The 19,584-nt window shown below is 45.0% G+C and carries 14 protein-coding genes; all 14 read left to right on the forward strand.

The genetic code is table 11. The features are described 5' to 3' along the window. Positions 1–250 precede the first annotated feature (250 nt). The 14 genes from MKY54_RS15290 (at position 251) to MKY54_RS15355 (ending at position 19,397) form a co-directional block, all read left to right on the forward strand. Positions 251–2,065 carry a hypothetical protein gene (locus tag MKY54_RS15290; protein WP_143762371.1) on the forward strand — a complete coding sequence of 605 codons (1,815 nt, stop codon included), beginning with the start codon at positions 251–253 and terminating at the stop codon, positions 2,063–2,065. Between the two features lie 170 nt (positions 2,066–2,235). Continuing rightward, entirely contained in the window at positions 2,236–4,596 is a 2,361-nt protein-coding gene (locus MKY54_RS15295) for a glycoside hydrolase family 95 protein (RefSeq protein ID WP_339191056.1), read from the forward strand. A gap of 179 nt (positions 4,597–4,775) precedes the next feature. Continuing rightward, a complete protein-coding gene (locus tag MKY54_RS15300; protein ID WP_076190487.1) occupies positions 4,776–5,669 on the forward strand; it encodes an ABC transporter permease subunit in 894 nt (297 codons plus the stop codon). A gap of 18 nt (positions 5,670–5,687) precedes the next feature. Continuing rightward, the gene (locus MKY54_RS15305; RefSeq protein WP_339191058.1) at positions 5,688–6,551 is read left to right on the forward strand and encodes a carbohydrate ABC transporter permease; all 864 of its coding nucleotides are present in this window, start codon (positions 5,688–5,690) and stop codon (positions 6,549–6,551) included. A gap of 170 nt (positions 6,552–6,721) precedes the next feature. Beyond that, on the forward strand, positions 6,722–7,747 hold the full coding sequence (locus MKY54_RS15310) for a response regulator (RefSeq protein WP_339174243.1): 1,026 nt from the start codon (positions 6,722–6,724) through the stop codon (positions 7,745–7,747). After that, on the forward strand, positions 7,747–9,573 hold the full coding sequence (locus tag MKY54_RS15315; RefSeq protein ID WP_339191061.1) for a histidine kinase: 1,827 nt from the start codon (positions 7,747–7,749) through the stop codon (positions 9,571–9,573). Before MKY54_RS15310 ends, MKY54_RS15315 begins: the two co-directional genes overlap by 1 nt. Before the next feature lie 209 nt (positions 9,574–9,782). Beyond that, positions 9,783–11,345, forward strand: coding sequence for an extracellular solute-binding protein (locus MKY54_RS15320; protein WP_076190380.1), 1,563 nt, complete (start codon positions 9,783–9,785; stop codon positions 11,343–11,345). A gap of 59 nt (positions 11,346–11,404) precedes the next feature. After that, positions 11,405–12,604 carry a glucuronate isomerase gene (locus MKY54_RS15325; RefSeq protein ID WP_339191064.1) on the forward strand — a complete coding sequence of 400 codons (1,200 nt, stop codon included), beginning with the start codon at positions 11,405–11,407 and terminating at the stop codon, positions 12,602–12,604. Positions 12,605–12,620: 16 nt separating this feature from the next. Then, positions 12,621–13,652 (forward strand): glycoside hydrolase family protein, encoded by a 1,032-nt coding sequence (locus MKY54_RS15330; protein ID WP_339191066.1) that lies wholly within the window; start codon positions 12,621–12,623, stop codon positions 13,650–13,652. A 47-nt stretch (positions 13,653–13,699) separates the two neighbouring features. After that, the gene (locus tag MKY54_RS15335; RefSeq protein WP_339191067.1) at positions 13,700–14,866 is read left to right on the forward strand and encodes a glycoside hydrolase family 88 protein; all 1,167 of its coding nucleotides are present in this window, start codon (positions 13,700–13,702) and stop codon (positions 14,864–14,866) included. Beyond that, a complete protein-coding gene (locus MKY54_RS15340; protein ID WP_312148504.1) occupies positions 14,860–16,662 on the forward strand; it encodes an alpha-L-fucosidase in 1,803 nt (600 codons plus the stop codon). Before MKY54_RS15335 ends, MKY54_RS15340 begins: the two co-directional genes overlap by 7 nt. A 239-nt stretch (positions 16,663–16,901) precedes the next feature. Further along, the gene (locus MKY54_RS15345; RefSeq protein ID WP_303047199.1) at positions 16,902–17,645 is read left to right on the forward strand and encodes a metal ABC transporter ATP-binding protein; all 744 of its coding nucleotides are present in this window, start codon (positions 16,902–16,904) and stop codon (positions 17,643–17,645) included. Continuing rightward, on the forward strand, positions 17,638–18,480 hold the full coding sequence (locus tag MKY54_RS15350; RefSeq protein WP_036677866.1) for a metal ABC transporter permease: 843 nt from the start codon (positions 17,638–17,640) through the stop codon (positions 18,478–18,480). The genes MKY54_RS15345 and MKY54_RS15350 overlap by 8 nt, the downstream gene beginning before the upstream one ends. Beyond that, the gene (locus tag MKY54_RS15355; protein WP_076306448.1) at positions 18,477–19,397 is read left to right on the forward strand and encodes a zinc ABC transporter substrate-binding protein; all 921 of its coding nucleotides are present in this window, start codon (positions 18,477–18,479) and stop codon (positions 19,395–19,397) included. Before MKY54_RS15350 ends, MKY54_RS15355 begins: the two co-directional genes overlap by 4 nt. Positions 19,398–19,584 lie beyond the last annotated feature (187 nt).

Consider the following 19,584-nt stretch of genomic DNA (forward strand, 5'->3'; position numbering starts at 1 on the left):
TACCTAAGCTAAACTTTCATCTACCATTTAGTGCCTTTAGAAACTTGTCTTTAGTTTGGCTTAATCGTTGCTCAGCACCATGCGGGTGCAAGGGTTTGCATAAATAGGTGAATAAGAAAACACATTCCAATCGATAAAAATGACATGTTAATTCTTCTTAAGCCAAGGTAATATGTATCCGATATGTGAGAGTGAATATAGAAAAGGAGATGAACTCTTTATTATTAATTCCACATTGAAGCATACGCACATGAATACTGAAATTGGCCAACCAGCCATCCTCAATCCAAGTCAGGTGTACCCGACGGTTTCCTTCACACCGTGTGTTAACGGAAGGGTTGCCGGTGAATTGATTTTTGATAGAACGAAACTGGTGACTGAGTTGCCTGAGACTCCTATGGTTAAAGACTCGTTAATGGAATGGACACCGTTAGGCACGGCTGATCTACTGGGTACTTATGAACTGCGAATGACCCTCAAGCAGGACGGAAAAGCTCCTCAGTATGACTCATATTATTTTACCGTGCTGGATCCAAAGAGCATCCCCGCGGGACAGAGCACAATCGCTTTCCTTGGTAACGATGGAATGATGATGTATATCGGTGATTATCGAGGTAATCGGATCTTGGACTTTTCTAATGCGGGTTATAGGGGTGGTGGTGTTGAGATCCCGAATATTCCCGTTAAGTCGACCGTTCTACCCTTGGACGGAGACGCGACGGACCGTATTCAGGTGGCAATTGACCAGTTGGCTATGCTCCCGCTCGATAAGAACGGATTCCGCGGGGCAGTCCTTTTGAAAAAAGGCAGATATGAAGTCGGAGGCACGTTGTTCATTAAAGCAAGCGGGATCGTCCTTCGCGGTGAAGGTCAGGACAAAGAGGGCACTATTCTCTATGGTACCGGAGCGAAACTGCGAAATCTAATTGAAATTGGTGAAAATGCAGATCTTATGCTGGACAGCAACTCGAAGCAGATGATTTCAGATTTGTATGTGCCCTCAGGCTCGCGTTCTTTCCATGTAGAAGACGGGGGTGCTTACAATGTAGGCGATCAGATCATAGTCCGCAGAATAGGTAATAAAAACTGGATTCACGAAATTGGTATGGATAACATCTATAAGCGCCCGGGTGGAACCGTAACCCAATGGTCACCGTTCAATCTGGATTTTGACCGAGTCATCACTGCTATTGTAGGTAATACGATTACGGTCGATGCCCCATTGGCGAATGCTATCGAACGTCAGTGGGGCGGCGGAGAGATCTATAAATATACAGACCATGCCCGCATTCAGCAGGTGGGGGTAGAGAAAATGAGGGTAGAGTCCGATTTTGACCCAAGCATTATAGATATTAAGATGGATAACGATACAACAGATCCTTATTATGCGGACGAAAAACATGCTGAACGTTTCGTCGTGTTCAACAGTGTGAAGAATGGCTGGGTTCGAGAGGTGAGAGGTTACCATCTGTCCTATTCTCTCGTTCAAATGAAGCGTTATTCCAAATGGGTTACGGTTCAGGACTGTCAAATGTACGATATGATCAGTGTGGTTACTGGGGGTCGCCGTTATGTCATACATCAGATGGGCCAGCTAAATCTCGCTCAACGTATTTATACAGAGACGGCGCGGCATGCGTTCACCGTCGATAGCTGGGTACCGGGGCCGAATGTATTTCTGGATGGAGAAGCTGTTAAAAATTATAACACCAGTGAACCTCATCATCGCTGGTCAGTCGGAGGCCTGTTCGATAATATCAAAGCTCCCATCTCTATTCGGGATAGGGCGTGGTTAGGCAGCGGACATGGCTGGGCAGGTGCGAATTATGTGACTTGGAATACACAAGGAGAGCTCACTTTACAGCGGCCACCAACCGCTCAAAACTACGCCATTGGCCATGTTGGTAGCAAGATACCCGGACTGCTTCCTAACGATTATGATTCCCGGCCCCGTGAAGATGGATATTGGTGCAGTTGCGGTCAACATGTCGTCATTAATAGTCTCTACAAGCAGCAGCTGATGGAACGTTTAGGTCGAAATGCGCTCAATAATATAAAAAAATAATTTACAGTAGGGTGCGGAATTTTCCGCATCCTTTTTAGTTTGGATCATAAAAAAACACAACCCCTAACAATCTATGCCATGGAGAGACATCAGGATCAAGAGTAGCATAGGAAGTGGAGTTACTGACGAATGATATGAACTGAAAATAGGAAAGGCCAGGTGAACAAGAGTTGAGTGAAAGAAGACGAGCGAAACAAGAGGTAGCATTACCGGCAACCAAGCAGGAATCAGAACGTCTTCGATTATGGTATACAAGCCCGGCGTCAAATTGGAATGAGGCTCTTCCCATAGGAAATGGGCGCCTCGGGGCAATGGTGTCCGGTATGATCGGCCAAGATAAAATCCAGCTTAACGAAGATTCAATTTGGTACGGCGGCCCTGGACGTGCAGCTAATCCTGCAGCTCAGCCATATTTAACAGAGATTCGGCAAATGCTGAAAGACGGCAGGCAGGCGGAGGCAGAACATTTGGCACGAATGGCTATGACTGCTTCACCAAAATATGAGCAGCCGTACCAGCCACTTGGAGATTTGATTTTAAAGTTTCTGGATTCCAGTGAGGTTATAGAAAAATACGAGCGGGAGCTCGACTTGGAGCAAGCGGTCGTTACGGTATCGTACCGTTGTGGCGGGGTTCGCTATTACAGGCAATATTTTATAAGTGAACCGGACGGTGTATTGCTAGTCCGATTGACAGCTGACAGACTTGGCAAGATCACGTTGGCTGCGAATCTTATGCGTCGTCCGTTCGATACCGGCTGTAGCACTGGTCCTGCAAACACAGTTTTAATGAATGGGGAATGCGGAGCGGATGGCGTTCGCTTTTGCACAGCACTAAGGGCAGTTCAACAAGGGGGCCGCCAGAGGCTCATCGGGGATTACATCTCTATTGAGGGGGCAGACTCCGTCACCCTTATGCTGGCAGCGCAGAGTACCTTCCGTGTAGATCAACCTGAAAAAGCCTGTCTAGAGCAATTGGATCAAGCTACGGCTCAGTCTTTTGCAACTCTAATAAAGCAGCATAAGGAGGAATACAAGTCCCGGTTTGCTCGATTTTCAATCGATTTAACTAGGGGTGGAGACCTGTACGCTGAGCTTCCTACCGATAAGCGATTACAGCGGTTACAGCAAGCAAAAGATGAAAGAAGCAATCCCAATGAGTCTGGTGATCCGGGACTAGTTGCACTATATGTACAGTATGGGCGCTACTTACTGCTTTCCAGTTCTCGACCAGGTACGTTGCCTGCTAATCTGCAAGGCATATGGAATGATAGCTTTACCCCGCCATGGGAATCAAAATATACAATTAATATTAACCTCCAGATGAATTACTGGCCTGCCGAAGTCCTAAATATGGCTGAATGCCATGAACCGCTGTTTGATTTGATCGAACGGATGCAGTTGAACGGTCAAGAAACGGCAAAAGAAATGTATGGCTGTCGCGGTTTTGTTGCTCATCATAACACTAACTTATGGGCGGAAACCCGACCAGAAGGCATCCTAATTACCTGCACGGTCTGGCCAATGGGTGCTGCTTGGTTATGCCTTCATTTGTGGGAACACTACCGGTTTGGACTGAATCTTTCTTTTCTCAAGGAAAGGGCCTATCCACTGATGAAGGAAGCAGCGATTTTTCTGCTTGATTACATGGTAGAGGAAGGTGGCTTACGAATTACTGGGCCTTCAGTCTCCCCGGAAAACCGCTTCCTTCTTTCGGACGGAAGCAGCGGCAGCCTCTGTATGGGACCATCCATGGATTTGCAAATCGCATATACATTGCTATCCGCCTGTTCGGAAGCGGCATTAATTATTGGAGAAGAAGATACAATGTTTCTCTCTGAACTACATGAGACGCTTGAACACATTCCACAGCCGAGTGTGGGCAGTCATGGACAGATTAAGGAATGGCTGTTTGACTACGAAGAGCAAGACGCAGGTCACCGGCATATTTCTCAGTTGTTCGCATTACATCCGGGGGAACAGATTGACATGAGGCACACCCCTGAGCTTGCCGCAGCAGCCCGGCGAACGCTTGAACGCCGCCTTGACGGAGGTGGAGGTCATACCGGCTGGAGCAGGGCATGGATCGTCAACTTTTATGCCCGTCTCGGTATGGGTGCGGAAGCCTATGAGCATTTAATTAAACTGTTAGCCTCCTCCACGTATTCGAATCTTTTAGACTGCCATCCACCCTTTCAAATAGACGGCAATTTTGGTGGAGCAGCAGGGGTAGCAGAAATGCTGCTGCAATCCCACCGAGCAGAACTTCGACTATTACCTGCCCTTCCTAAGGAGTGGTCTTCAGGCAGCATAAGGGGGATGAGAGCAAGAGGTGGTTTTACCGTTGATCTTTCTTGGAGCCAAGGAAAGCTGGATGAAGCGACGATTCACTCTACGGTTACCGCTGAATATCGAATTTGGTCTGCCGTTCCGCTCGATCTGCCAGAACAATCTCTTATTAGCGATGGTCAGGGATTTGAATATACTTTTTCTTCAGTTGCAGGGAAGTCCCGCAAGATTCGTGCACAATAGTCAATCGTAATAAAACACAGGCAAGCCGAAAAATCTCCATTTTGAAGACCTGGATATTGGATTAACATTAGCCATACAACAAAATCCAAACTGCAACCAAAGGAGCGATAATTATGCCACAACAAGTGCCAGCCGCATTGCCAGCGAGCAGGCCAGATCTTTCCCCATTCCAAAGACGAATGACCAATTTGCGCAAATATAAGGCGCTATATCTCATTTCACTTCCAGGCATTATTTTTTTTATCGTATTTAAATACTTACCCTTGGCGGGTTCCATCATGGCCTTTCAAAACTACAACATATTCAAAGGTTTTACAGGCAGTCCGTGGGTTGGCCTTGATCAGTTCCGGCGGATGTTCACCTATCCAGAGTTTTTGAGAATTCTTGAAAATACTATCCTGATCGGCCTATATGATATGGTCTTTGCGTTTCCGGTTCCCATAATATTCGCCCTCCTTCTTAATGAAGTGAGAAAAGCTTTCTATAAACGGATTTTGCAGACCGTCGTTTATTTGCCCCATTTTCTCTCATGGGTCATTATTGGGGGGATTATGATTGGCATTTTGTCCCCAACGACAGGTATCGTGAACCAGATCTTAAATACTTTTGGGCTCGACTCCGTTTATTTTCTGGGCGAGGACTCGTATATTCGTACCATCCTGGTTGGAACAGGCATATGGAAAGACAGTGGATGGGGAACTATTGTTTATTTAGCCGCACTCGCTGCTGTGAATCCTGAGCTGTACGAAGCGGCCCGGATTGACGGAGCAAATCGTTGGAAACAAACCTTATCTATAACGATCCCGACGATCTTGCCCACTATCATGATTATGTTCCTGCTTCATATCGGTAACTTCCTTGATTTTGGCTTTGAGCGAGTGTTTGTATTTATCAATTCGCTTAATGAGACCAATGGAGATATTCTCGATACGTATATATACCGAGTGGGTCTTATTGATCAGCAATACAGCTATACAACAGCTATAGGACTCTTTAAATCGGTCGTCGGACTGTTGCTAGTCATGATCGGGAATACGCTTAGCAAAAAAGCATCAGGGGATGGACTTTACTAGAAAGGAGTCGAAGAGTAAATGAAAAATAAAGGTCGCCTGTTTGACGTTTTTAACTATATATTTCTGATGCTGGTCGGGTGCTTGATGGTCTTCCCTCTGCTGCATGTGCTCGCCAAATCATTTAGCAGCACTCATGCCATTAATGCAGGCGAGGTTAAGCTATTCCCTGTAGATTGGACGCTTATGAATTATCAAGTTATTCTTGGGGATACCTCCATCTGGAGAGCTTTCATGGTAAGTATATTTATTACCGTTGTCGGAACGCTTATTAATCTGATTTTAACTGCATCACTGGCCTATCCTTTATCCAGATCCGAATATTCGATGCGCAAAGGAGTTCTGATTTTAATCCTTATTACGATGATATTTCACGCTCCGCTCATACCGAACTATATGGTCATCAAAAACTTGCACTTGATCGACTCTTTATGGGTATTAATCATCCCATCGGCCATCAGTGCATATAACCTGTTCATCATGCGTTCTTTTTTCTCAGCCCTGCCTACTGAGCTGATAGACAGCGCGCGAATGGATGGAGCGGGAGAGCTGTGCACGATGTGGAGCGTCATCCTTCCTTTGTCCAAACCTGTTATGGCAACTATGGGCTTGTTCTACGCGGTATCCCATTGGAATTCTTATTCATCGGCGTTGTATTTTATCAATACACGAGCGCTTTATCCACTTCAGCTGCGGCTTCGGGAAATCGTACTGAGTAACGACCTTGGGCAAGCGGGCAGCTTATTAGAAAACGTAAATGAAGTATCTCCGGCAGGTGTGCAAATGGCAGTTATTGTCGTCTCCGTCATACCGATTATTATCGTGTATCCGTTTCTGCAAAAGTATTTTATCAAAGGGATGTTAATCGGATCTATTAAGTCTTAAATCAATCAGCTTGCATCATCCTTTAAAAGAAACAGCCATCTGCTTATCAAAATATGGTAAGATATAATCCAAACTCAAAATGGAAGCGTTGCCAAATATCGCAACTTCAAATCAATTTCATACCACAAGACAACTGATTCTGATTCCATTCCGGAAGGGATTTGATACAAGTGCGAGTATTGATTGTAGAAGATGAGCCTGTCATTCAAAAAGGATTGGTGAAGATGGTCCAGCGTTATCCGGTCTCATTCACCGCGATTTATACAGCCGACGACGGCGAAGCAGCCTTAGAAACTATCCAAAAGCTAGAACCGCATTTAGTGCTGACAGATTTGCGCATGAAGCGGATGGATGGCCTTGATTTATGTGAACGAATTCACCGTGATTACAGTCATGTCCAGGTGGCAGTCATTTCCGGGTACAATGACTTTCAATATGCACAACGAGCAATGGCCTATGGCGTTAAACGGTATTTACTGAAGCCGGTTCTCCAGCAGGATGTGCATGATATGCTGAGAGAACTGATATCCGGCATGACAGGCAGCATTATTCCTGTTCATAAATACGTGGATTGGGCCGAACAGCTGGAACAACACATCTGGCTGCTGCAACGTGATGAGACAAACCGTCTGCTTGATGAAAGAGAAACATCGGGTTTATTTGAAGGATTGAACGTCTTTAGCATGGATGCAGTGCTGAATGATTGTCTGCAAATGATCGTAGATCGCTTGGAACGCCGAGGCTGGAAGCCTCCGTCCTGGTGCTGTGGAGGGGTAAAAGCCCCCAATACGAAAAAAGAAACGATGTTAGCATTTGTCGCGATAATAAACGGTATACTTGCGGAGCTGCAGCTTACTCGCAAAGGCAACTATAAGGACCCGGTTGAAGAAGCAAAAGCTTTCATTGATAAACATCTGGCTGAGGATGTGTCGTTAGAAGAAGTAGCCAAACGGGTGGGACTTGCCCGCACCTACTTCAGCGCATTATTCAAAAAAATGACGGGGGAAACCTTCGTACACTATCGGATCCGGAGACGAATGGAGGAAGCGCGCAGACTTCTTGCCGTACCCACCATGACAATCAGTGACATCTCGATTCATGTAGGTTACGAGGATTATCCTCATTTTACGAAGACATTTAAAAATCTCGTGGGTGTGTCACCTTCGGAATACCGTGCTTCGTTTGGCATTGAATAATGAGAGCAACCCTCAGCCGGAAGCTGCTATTTTATTTTACCATTGTCATCTTACTTTCCCTGTCAGCGCTGGGGATTTCCTTTTACAGCATTTCTGCCAAGCAATTGCAGTCAAGCACTGAAAACCAAATGATTCAGATCGTAAATAATGCAGTTCATCATACCAATCTCTATATTTCATCCTATCAACGGTCGACCGTGGCGCTACTAACGGATTTGAGAGTTAAAAGATATATTGATCTATCAGCAGATCGTGAGGAATATGAAAATTACCGCTACACGACCGATATTCGCGATGCTATTGTTGAACCAGTATGGATTCGCAATCCCGAGATTGAAGCCCTATATATTATCGGGTATTCCGGGAATGCGCTTTATTATTATAATGGCGGTTCAGCGCCATCTTTTACACAGGAAGACACCGCTAGACAGATCCGGTATTTCAAAGAACATACAGATGTCAGTGGACAGTTGAATGTAATCAATTACAGTATCCGTGGGGATCAAACGCCGATGTTGACCTTAATCCGCAGCATTCGCGGTCTTCAGTCACCAGAGATGAAAGGATTTGTAGGCATCGAAGTCAAAGCAGAGGAGCTCTCTACGTTATGGAAAGGAATCGATCTTGGTCCCGAAAGCTATTTTTTTATTGTAGATGGCGAAGGCAGGATTCAATATCATAACGATCAAAACAAAGTAGGGACGTTGATTCCCGATAGTCTTGGCAAGCAAATTGAGCAAGCAGGAGAGGCGATGTTCCGCAGTTCGGCAGAGGGCGTGGAAAAATCTTATATCAGCCGTAATGCGGAATATTCCGGTTGGCATCTGGTTGTATCCATCCCAGACACTCAGCTGCAAAAGCCGCTAATTACCATCCGGAATTATATTATTGTTGTCGCGATTTTGACATTTATGATAGCGCTGTTTCTGGCAAGCCGATTTGGTAAGTCCGTTACTACACCCATCCGTATACTGATGAAAGGAATGAGCCAGACCGAAAAAGGAAATTGGGAATTAATCTCCCTTCCGAAAAGCCAGGATGAGGTCACTGGGCTTATCGTTCGTTACAATCTGATGGTAACCCGCCTGTCAGAGCTTGTGGACACCGTGTATCAGTCAGAACTGAAGAACAAGGAAATGGAAGCTGAGCGGCAGAAGGCCGAATTCCAATCCTTACAGCTGCAAATCAACCCTCATTTTTTATACAATACGCTCGAAACGGTGGTCTGCTATGCAGTAATTCAGGATTCAGATGAAATATCAGAAATTGTCGGAGCCCTGTCCTACATGCTGCATTATTCGGTGCGCACCAATCTTGAAGAGATAACCGTAGCAAATGAGCTGAAGCATGTCATCCATTATATGGTCATTCTCAATCACCGGATCGGAAGGCCGTTTGAAATCGATGTGCGGATAAAGCCTGAAATGCTTCTGCGCAAAATGGTTCGCTTGACCTTACAGCCACTTGTGGAAAATGTGTTCCAGCACGCCTTTCGTTATGGTGTTGAAGATTATCACACAATTACGATTGATGCTGGAGAGGATGGCGATATCTTCTGGGTCAGCATTACGGATAATGGCAGCGGGATGACCCCGGAGCGGCTTGAAGAACTTCGCCTCAAACTGAGCGAAAATCGACTCGCCGATGTGGAGGAAGGGAAAGGAAGCCCAGGCGGCATCGGTGTGCAAAATGTTCATCGCCGGATTCAGCTTGTCTTCGGAGAAGAATTCGGCGTTGACGTAGAAAGCAGTCCAGAATGCGGAACACGCATGATCATGAGAATGCCGATTTCCGGAAGGAAGGAACATCAAGTGCTTAACGCATAGGCGTTACTCGCCGAAGAGAACGAGGATCAAAAGGCTGTCCTGAGGTCCGAGCCGCGGACTTTTGGGGATGGCCTTTTTTTAAAACGATAACCGATCACAAAAAAACACATCCCACAATAATCCACCCCATGGGAGTGCTGTTGATACAGCTTTATGATGGGTACAGGTAAACCAAATACCTTTTTATACTAATAAGGGGGATTATCCAGATGAAAAAATGGGTTAGTCTGATCCTATCCACGGCGCTTGTCTCAAGTCTCGTCGCAGGATGCGGAAGCAATGAAACATCGGACGGTAACGTCGATGCAGCAGGCGAATCAAAACCGCTTAAATTTAGTATTTCGTTAAACACAAGCGGAAACGCTTACACGGAAAGTTCTAAAGACATTAACACCGATAAGTGGGTCAAGGAGTTAGAGAAACGGGCGAATGTCGATTTAGACATTAAGTTAATTCCTTTGAAGGACTTTGATTCCAAAATGGCTGTTATGTTTGCCGGCGGTGATATCCCGGATGTGGTTCAAAATGTCGGAGGGGCTACGGATAAATCGATGGCTGGGTCGGTTCAGGCTGGTGTTTTTATGCCGCTGGATGATCTGCTGAAGGAGAATGCACCCAACCTGATGAAGGTTGTCCCGCAGGAAGCATGGGATGAAGTCAGCTACGACGGAAAAATATATGGCATTCCGACTTGGCTCAGCAATCCGTCTCGACGTGCTACCTTTATCCGAACTGATTTATTGGAGAAAACTGGCCTTCCGGTACCTGTAACGATTGAGGATTTCTTGAATGTGCTGCGCGCTTTTAAGAAACTCGGTGTGAGCGCTCCTTATCAGATGCGTGAGAACTTCAAGTATGCAGATATCGCATTTGGTGCATATGACGCGCTTGGCTATCAGTTTACAGAGGACAATGGAGAGATCGTACCCAAATTTTATAATTCCGAGAATATGGAAAAAGCACTGAACGTATACAAAACGATGTATGACGAAGGCCTCATTCAGAAGGATTTTGCGACAATCCAAACGGCACAGTATGGTGAAAATATTGCTGCAGGCAATGCAGGGATCTGGACAGCTAATGCGCAGAATCTCCTGGATTTCCGGACCCAGATCGCCGCGTCCAATCCGGAAGCGAAAGTGGATATTATCTCGTCGCCAACCGGTGACCATGGACAAAAAGGATACGGCTTGTATAGTTCGGTCAATACCTCACTGTATATCAACAATAAAGTCAGTAAAGAAAAGGCTGCCCGGATTATCCAAATGTTTGAATGGATGCAGACCCCGGAAGCCAGTAATTTCTATAGCTTTGGGATTGAAGGCGAGAATTACACGGTAAAAGACGGAAAAGTTGATTATAAGCTGCCAGAGAACAAGGCTGCCCAAGATGAAGAGAAATTCCGCACACAGCTGCGCTGGGTAGGGGACGGAACAATCAACCGCGAACGAACTGAGCTGCTTACGGGTGGTAAAGATGTTTTGAAAGCATTGGATGAAACTCTGAGTAAAGAAGGCTTAGGGGGCATCGGATTTGTACCTGATCTGGAGTCTTTCAGCAAATTCCCTGATCTTGCCTCCAAACGTCCCGATCAGGCACCAAAACTGATCATAGACCATATGGTCAAAATGATTTATGGCAAAGAACCGATTAGCGATTTCCCAAAAGTCATCGAGGAATATAAGCAAAAGGGCGGCGAAGAAATCTTAAAAGAAGCAACAGAACGCTACAAAAATAATGAGGGAATCCTTAATCAGCAAAGCCGGAAATAGATAGATTCTCAGGAAGCCTCTTCATTCGAAGGGCTTCCTGCCAGTTAGGAGGGAGAACAATGAGTCAAACTGCTCTGTGTGATGAAATCATGCGTCTGCCTGTAATCGATACACATACCCATCTCGTCGGCGATAAGCTAAACGCGGCTGATTTCTGGGAAATAGCCGATTATTTCTGGTTGAACCAAGAGCTTCAGTCAGCAGGATATCCGGCGGATGCGGACCAACTTTCGAAAGAGAAGCGGACTGACTCTTTTGTTAGAGCTTACCACGCTTCCCGTAATACGATGATGAATCGTGCTTTTACAGCAATCATGAAAGATTTGTACGGTATCTCCATCACTGATTCAGAGTCGGTGTTCAAAGCGGATATAACGGTTAAACAGCAAAGTAACGATCCCGGCTGGGCGCAAAACGTAGCTGACCGTCTGCATGTGCAGCGGTTTATTGTAAACCGTCCGGAGCATGCCAACTTTGCACACATGAGAGAAAATACTCTACTGATTCCTCGAATTGACTCCTGGCTGCCTGAGCTGGCAAAGGATATTACAGATGCCTCTGATCCCAGCCGGGAAGCGGCTTATACTCAAGCGAAAAAGTTTATTAGCGAGCAGTTGCACTCATATCAGACGATGGGCTGTCCGGGAATCATGACTACGTTGCCAGCCTTTGAAGCCAATGCTCATGATGTTTACAATCTTAGCAGCGTAACTGAACCGGATGAAATCATGATGCTGCTCCTTCATCATATCTGTTCGGAACTGCAAGTAAGAGGAATGTTCTTGCAGCTGTTTCTCGGCGTCGAACGGAGATGGTGTAATACATCGGCTGCGCCAGTTAACGATCCGCTACGGATTGTTAAACTGTATGGTTTGTTTGAACGGTATTCCATTCCGTTTGAGCTGGTGGTGGCTTCAGAATTAAATAACCTGGATATTGTGCAGGCTGCATGGAATTTCCCTAACGTTCATGTAGGTGGGATGTGGTGGTATAACTTCAGACCCAGTACTTATTTGCAGAGCATGCAGTATCGGTTGGAGGCACTCGCCCCGCTCAAGTGTTCGCTCATTGTCTCGGATGCGCGCTGTATCGAATGGACATATGGCAAGCTGCTGATCGTTAAAAAAATACTTGCGCGCTTTTTGGAAAGTCAAATAGCAGAAGGCTGGATCAGCCGGGAGGAGGCGCTGAATATTGCGGCGGAATGGCTACATGGCAGTGCTGCTAAACGTTATGGACTAACAGATGTAAAGCAATAAGCCGTGGAGGGAGAAAATGACTTTTTCATTGATGGACCGAATGTTGCCTGCTCCTTTGAACGGAGGGTTCCGCATGGAGGATTGGTGGGTGTGGTGCGGATCAGCTGTGCGTGGCGAGGATGGGCGTTTTCATTTATTTGCATCCCGTTGGCCGAAGTGGCTGCCGATGCATCCGGGATGGTTACTCCGCTCAGAAATTGTCCGCGCATCTGCCGATAACGCGGAAGGACCTTATACGTACGAAGAAACCGTACTACCCGCAAGGGGAGCGGAATACTGGGACGGACGAAGCACCCATAATCCGCATATCCTTCGTTATGGTGATAAGTATCTGTTGTATTATATGGGTTCCACTCATCCATTCGCTGAGCCGCAGCCTAATGAAACAGTGGAACTTGACGACTATCGGGTGATTGCCGCTCGTGCCAACAAACGTGTTGGCTTAGCTATAGCCGACAGTGTATTCGGACCATGGATAAGGATGGACGCACCTATTCTGCCTACACGTCCGGGCAGGTTCGACAGCTTTCTCACATCCAATCCGGCTCCTTGTATCCGCGAAGATGGCTCCTTGCTATTGGTATATAAAGCCCGCAAATACGAGGGCAATTCCTATGGACAGATGACGCTTGGCATTGCCGGTTCATCTAAGGACGAAGGGCCATATAAAGTAATTAACAACGCACCGCTGTTTCCACCAGAGCGGTCTCATATTGAAGATCCATTTATCTGGCGGACCACGGACGGGTACCAAATGATCGCCAAGGATATGGATGACCGGATATGTGGAGAAAAGCACGGTGGGATATTTGCATCATCTACGGATGGAACCGACTGGCAGCTGGCTGATTCAACGCAATCGTATTCCCGGCGGGTACTCTGGGAGGACGGCACAGAGCAGTGGATGGGCAGCTTTGAACGTCCGTTCCTATTATTTCAAGAAGGGGTCCCTACCCATTTATTCGCTGCAGTAGCAGATGGACCGGGAGGGTTTCGAAATGCGAAGCACACTTGGAATATGGTCATTCCACTACGGACAACGCTTTAAGAAATTAAATTTCATAAATATCATCAGTGTTTACAGGAGGAACTAAAATGAGTGAAGTTATACCAACTCAACAAACTCGCGGACTGGTAATTTCGGAGTCTACTCTGGAATGGGAGGATGGCGCTTGGCAACAAATTGTAAATAAAGTGGAAAAGACTAGTAAGCGAATTGGTGTTAGTTTTCCGCATGCTTCCGTGAGCGGAGTATACGACAACATGCGTCCATCGTGGTGGACAGCAGGGTTCTGGCCGGGTATTTTGTGGCAGATTGCCGCAGAAGGTAATCATCCGGCGCTGCAAGAAATCGCCGAGCAAATTGAAGAGAAATTGGATGAACCTCTTTATGCCCTTACCGTACATCATGATGCTGGTTTTATATGGACACTCTCAGCTTTGGCCAATTACCGAGTGACTGGTAATGAACGCTCCAAGCAGCGCGGGTTGATGGCTGCTGCTCAACTGGCCAGCCGCTTTAACCTGAAAGGGTCATTTATCAGAGCCTGGCATGACACGGAGAAGATAAACCGGGCGGGATGGTCCATCATTGATACTGTAATGAATCTGCCCTTACTATACTGGGCATCGGAAGTTACAGAGGATCCGCGTTTCCGGCATATCGCCGCTGCGCATGCGGAAACGGTAGTTGAGCATTTTTTACGTCCGGATGGATCAAGTTATCATATTCTGGAGTTCAACCCGGAATCAGGCGAAAAAATCGGCGCTATGGCCGGCCAAGGTTATGCGGAAGAATCCGCTTGGGCACGGGGCAGCGCATGGATGATTTACGGTCTTACTTTGTCTTTTCACTATACCGGAGAGAATAAGTTTCTAACGGGAGCTAAAAGAGCTGCGCACTTCTTCTTAGCTAATCTTCCGGAGGATCATGTACCTCACTGGGATTTCAGGGCACCTGATGCAGGCGAAAAGCCGCGTGATACCTCTGCTGGTGCATGTGCGGCATGTGGCTTGATTGAGCTGGCAAAGATCGTACCACAGGCGGAAGCCTCTTTTTACCTGCGAGCCGCAGAACAAATCGTTCGCTCACTTTATGAGAATTATGGGACTTGGGACATTCCGGAAGAGGAGGGTTTGATTCTTTCTGGAACATCCAATCTTCCAGGGGGTGTGCACATTGATACGCCACTGATCTATGGCGATTATTTCTTCGTCGAGGCTGTATCTAAACTCCGCGGAGCCGTTCTTCAGTTATGGTAAGGAACGGAAAAACAACAGAAAACCTTCTCGATGATCCGTATAGTATACAGTCGGTCGAAACTCCGATAGATAATGAGCAGGCTCGGCGTATGGAATGGTGGCAGGAAGCCAGGCTCGGCTTGTTTATTCACTGGGGCCCTTATGCCCTGCCTGCGGGTGAATGGAAGGGAAAAGAAATACAAGCTTCTTACAGTGAGCATATTATGCTACGCGCGAAGATCCCAGTGGCTGAATATGAGGAAATGGCCGCAGCGTTCAATCCATCAGCTTTTGATGCAATGAAGTGGGTACGGACTGCCAAGCGTGCTGGCCTAAAATATATCATCTTTACAGCTAAACATCACGACGGCTTCGCGATGTATGACTCAAGTGTATCCGAATATTCGATCGTCAAGCACACCTCATTGGGCCGTGATCCCCTTCGGGAACTAATGGAGGCATGTCGTGCGGAAAAAATGGTACTCGGAATTTACTACTCTCATGCGATGGATTGGCATGATCCAGACTCTCAAGGGAATACCTGGGATTATCCACTGAATATCGGCGCTTACGATGACGTTCAAACGTGGATAAATGATACCGATAAACGAACCCGCTTTGAACGATATTTGCACAGCAAATCAATCCCTCAAGTCCGTGAGCTGCTGACGGACTACGGCAAAGTTGGTTTAATGTGGTTTGATTGCGGAGGCAAACTGACCCGTGAGCAAGGAGAAGCGTTTTTGGCGGCGGTTCATGCAATTCAGCCAGAATGTTTGGTCAATAGCAGAGTATGGAAAGCACCACTTGGAGATTATTCAAATACATCTGATAATCAACTTACGACTCGTAACCTTGGTAAGTACTGGGAGAATATTATTACGTTAAACGACTCATGGGGGTATAAGAGATCCGATCACCATTGGAAATCCCCTGTAACTATCATCCGCCAGATCATCGATGTTGTAAGTAAAAATGGAAATCTGGTAATCAATATCGGCCCAACAGCAACAGGGGAATGGGATTCGGTATCCGAATCCATTTTGCTTGATGTAGGAGATTGGTTAAATACCAATGGGGATAGCATTTACGGTGCTGGAGAATCGCCCACAGCCAAACCGTCATGGGGCAGATGCACTCTGAAAGGAAACACATTATATCTGCATGTTTTCGATCTTAAGAAGAGAAATAAGCTAATCGTCCCCGGTCTGAAGACCGCTGTTCAAAAGGTATTTGCTTTAGATGGAGGGGAGGAGCTGATTTTCACAAAGTTATCTGAGCAGGATCTGGAAGTCGAACTCCCCAGCTTACCGAACTTTGCCGAAAATTCTAACAACTTGCCGCTGGTCATCGCAATTGTCTGTGCAGAACCTGTAGAAGGTAATCCAGTCCGATTATTGGACTTTGGAGAAGATACCTTACAAGAATTAGGGGTATTTGAAAGTGAGATCGTTGGTCCAACCCTCCGTTACGATACAGGAAAAAAAGACCATGATAATCTGTTGGACTGGAAGGATAGAGAGGATACCGCAATTTGGCATGTCCGGACATTAGGTCCGGTAAGATTTCAGGTTAGTATCGAATATCGCAGCGAAGAAGGAGAGAATGGTGGTGGCGGAGACTACCTCATCAAGGCAGCGGATCAAATTTTACAAGCTAAAGTTCATTCTACTGATGGGGTTAGTAATTTTCAAAGCTTTCAAGTAGGTGAGCTGTATTTCCCCACGGCAGGAGAATATACGATTCAATTGCAGGCAGAGCGTATTACAGGGGGGTATTTGATGCAGCCTAGATGTTTAAAACTACTGCAACTATGAGATTTTTATATTGAAATAATGCAAAAGAACTCAAATCACTTGGGTTCTTTTTTTTTGTTGATTTAAGGAATGTTGTTGACATATTGCCCTCGGGTAAATATATTGTATATAAGAATAAAAGTTTACCTAGGGAAACAAATTGGATCATAGGAATCATTGTTTCTATTGGGAAATAAATTAACAGGATGAACAGAACAGTGCTACATATGAACTTAACAGAGATAAGGAGTTTTTTTATGATTGAAATCAGAAACCTAAACGTAGATTATTTCGGTAATTCTGCACTAGAAAATGTAAATATTGATATCCCCTTTGGGTATACAATCGGAATTATCGGACCAAATGGTGCGGGAAAATCTACATTCATCAAGTCATTGTTAGAGGTGATAAAGAAGAGAACAGGATCAGTTATGGTGGAGGGAAAAGATGTTTCTGAGTACAAACGGAAGATCGCATATGTGCCGCAAAAGAATGACATTGATCTTTCTTTTCCAATCACGGTAAGGGATACAGTGCTGACTGGAACTTACCCTAATTTGCGAATCTTCCAGCGTCCCGGAAAAACAGAGCGGCAAAGAGTCGAGGAATGTATGGCGATGGTGGATATAAGTGATCTTGCGAATAAACAAATCAGCAATCTGTCCGGGGGACAACTCCAAAGAGTTTTTATCGCCAGGGCACTTGCACAACAAGCAAATGTATTTTTTTTAGATGAACCTTTTGTAGGCATAGATTTAGTCAGTGAGAAAATCATTGTAAAGCTGCTAAAACAACTTCGCGAAGAAGGAAAAACCATACTCATCGTTCATCACGATTTGCATGAGGTCGAAGAATATTTTGACAAAGTCATCATTCTCAATAAGAAATTAATTGCTTTTGGTGACGTTAAAGACACCTTTACGCCAGAGAATATCCTCAGCGCCTATGGTGCCTCCTTAGGTAATCTGGTGATCAAAGGGATGGGGGCGACAGATCATGATTGATTATTTCTCAGGAGTATTAAACATTCCGATATATGCACTTAACGCGGGATTATCTGCTATCATTCTTGGAATTGTATCAGGGGTTTTAGGAAGCTTTATTGTACTTAGAAAGATGTCATTAATGGGAGATGCGTTATCACATGCGGTGTTACCCGGGGTGGCGTTATCTTATATCTTAGGAATCAACATTCTTCTTGGAGCTTCACTATTTGGACTATTAGCAGCGGTTCTCATTCAATTTATTACAAGTCGCAGCAATATTAAAAGTGACACCTCTATCGGCATTATTCTCAGCTCATTTTTTGCGCTAGGTATCGTCCTAATTACTTTTGCCAAAAGCGGGCTTGATCTAACTCACATTCTGTTTGGTAATATTCTGGCCGTCCCACAGTCGGAGTTAATGCAATCCTTTATTATTATGATTGTTGTTATTGCCATCATTTCATTGCTGTATAAAGAGCTTTTAATGAGTTCGTTTGATCCGGTTGTTTCCAAAGCCTATGGGTTAAAAACAGGGTTCTATCATTATTTATTGATGATGCTCCTATCTGTGGTTACCGTATCTTCGTTATCTCAAGTAGGAATTGTGCTTGTGATTGCAATGCTGGTTATACCGGCTGCTACATCCTATCTCTGGACGAATAAGCTGTTCCACATGATTATCCTGGCTTCTACAATCGGCGCTGTATCCGGGATTATAGGTGTAATTGTAAGCTTTAAATTCAATTTACCTACAAGTGCCACTATTGTTCTGGTCGGCGTAAGCATGTTCGGAATTTCATTTATAATCTCACCCAAAAATAATTTTTTCAGGAAAGGGTTGAAACAAGGATGAAGACCATAAAAATACTCTCTTTGACAATGTTTATCGTACTTCTTACCGCATGCTCAAAGATTAGTGAAGGAGATGCAGACCATGATAAGCTGCAGATTGTTGCAACATACTCCATTATCGCTGATATGACCGAAAACATTGTAGGGGAGAAAGCTGAAGTTTACAGTATGGTACCCATCGGAACAGATCCGCATATGTACGATCCATTACCCAAGGATACAAGTAAGGTTTCTAGCGCAGATTTAGTGTTTTATAACGGTTTGAACCTAGAAACAGGTAAGGGGTGGTTTCAAGATCTTCTAGATGTGACTAATAAAAAGGATGTTGCTTTTGCGGTCTCAGATGAAGTATCTCCAATGTACCTAACAGAAAAAGGAAAAGAAACACAGATAGATCCTCATGCCTGGCTGGATATTCAGAATTCAATAAAATATGTAGATATCATCACAAAACGTGTAATCGAAAAGGATCCCGACAACAAAGAATTTTATCTTAATAATCAATCGGAATATGTTAAGAAACTGAATGAATTGGATCAATATGCAAAAGAAGCAGTCGAAAAAATTCCACAAGAGAAACGTATCCTTGTTACCAGCGAAGGAGCATTCAAATATTTTTCCAAAGCTTACGGATTTGAATCAGCTTTTATCTGGGAGATCAATACGGATAGTCAAGGAACGCCTGAACAAATGAAAAACATAATTAAGATCATTGATGAAAATCAAGTGCCTGCATTATTTCTGGAAACTAGCGTAAATCCAAAAACAATGGAAACTATCGCAAATGAAACGGGAGTACCGATACACTCTAAGATTTTCACCGATTCTTTAGCTAAGAAAGGCGAAGAGGGCGACACATACATTAAGATGATCAAATGGAATATTGATAAAGTTATAGAAGGTTTATCACAATCCTAAATGCCGGCTCCAAGCCTATATTAACCGACCTAAGATTCAGTTTTTTAGCTGATGATTATGTCGGTTTTTTATTGAATAAAATCTACATTCGAGCCTCGAAATAATACGTTTACGCCTTGGGATAACCTGCTACAGGAAATATCTTCTTGTCTACTTTTCAAAAAAATCTTGGTAAGGTAGAGGCTAA

The organism is Paenibacillus sp. FSL P2-0121, assembly GCF_037975345.1.
GTDB lineage: Bacteria > Bacillota > Bacilli > Paenibacillales > Paenibacillaceae > Paenibacillus_AQ > Paenibacillus_AQ odorifer.

What these genes read in the sequence shown, in the direction of transcription:
- MKY54_RS15290 (WP_143762371.1), top strand. Translation starts at nt 251, where the DNA reads ATGAATACTGAAATTGGCCAACCAGCCATCCTCAATCCAAGTCAGGTG.
- MKY54_RS15300 (WP_076190487.1), top strand. Translation starts at nt 4,776, where the DNA reads ATGACCAATTTGCGCAAATATAAGGCGCTATATCTCATTTCACTTCCA.
- MKY54_RS15305 (WP_339191058.1), top strand. Translation starts at nt 5,688, where the DNA reads ATGAAAAATAAAGGTCGCCTGTTTGACGTTTTTAACTATATATTTCTG.
- MKY54_RS15315 (WP_339191061.1), top strand. Translation starts at nt 7,747, where the DNA reads ATGAGAGCAACCCTCAGCCGGAAGCTGCTATTTTATTTTACCATTGTC.
- MKY54_RS15320 (WP_076190380.1), top strand. Translation starts at nt 9,783, where the DNA reads ATGAAAAAATGGGTTAGTCTGATCCTATCCACGGCGCTTGTCTCAAGT.
- MKY54_RS15325 (WP_339191064.1), top strand. Translation starts at nt 11,405, where the DNA reads ATGAGTCAAACTGCTCTGTGTGATGAAATCATGCGTCTGCCTGTAATC.
- MKY54_RS15330 (WP_339191066.1), top strand. Translation starts at nt 12,621, where the DNA reads ATGACTTTTTCATTGATGGACCGAATGTTGCCTGCTCCTTTGAACGGA.
- MKY54_RS15335 (WP_339191067.1), top strand. Translation starts at nt 13,700, where the DNA reads ATGAGTGAAGTTATACCAACTCAACAAACTCGCGGACTGGTAATTTCG.
- MKY54_RS15340 (WP_312148504.1), top strand. Translation starts at nt 14,860, where the DNA reads ATGGTAAGGAACGGAAAAACAACAGAAAACCTTCTCGATGATCCGTAT.
- MKY54_RS15350 (WP_036677866.1), top strand. Translation starts at nt 17,638, where the DNA reads ATGATTGATTATTTCTCAGGAGTATTAAACATTCCGATATATGCACTT.
- MKY54_RS15355 (WP_076306448.1), top strand. Translation starts at nt 18,477, where the DNA reads ATGAAGACCATAAAAATACTCTCTTTGACAATGTTTATCGTACTTCTT.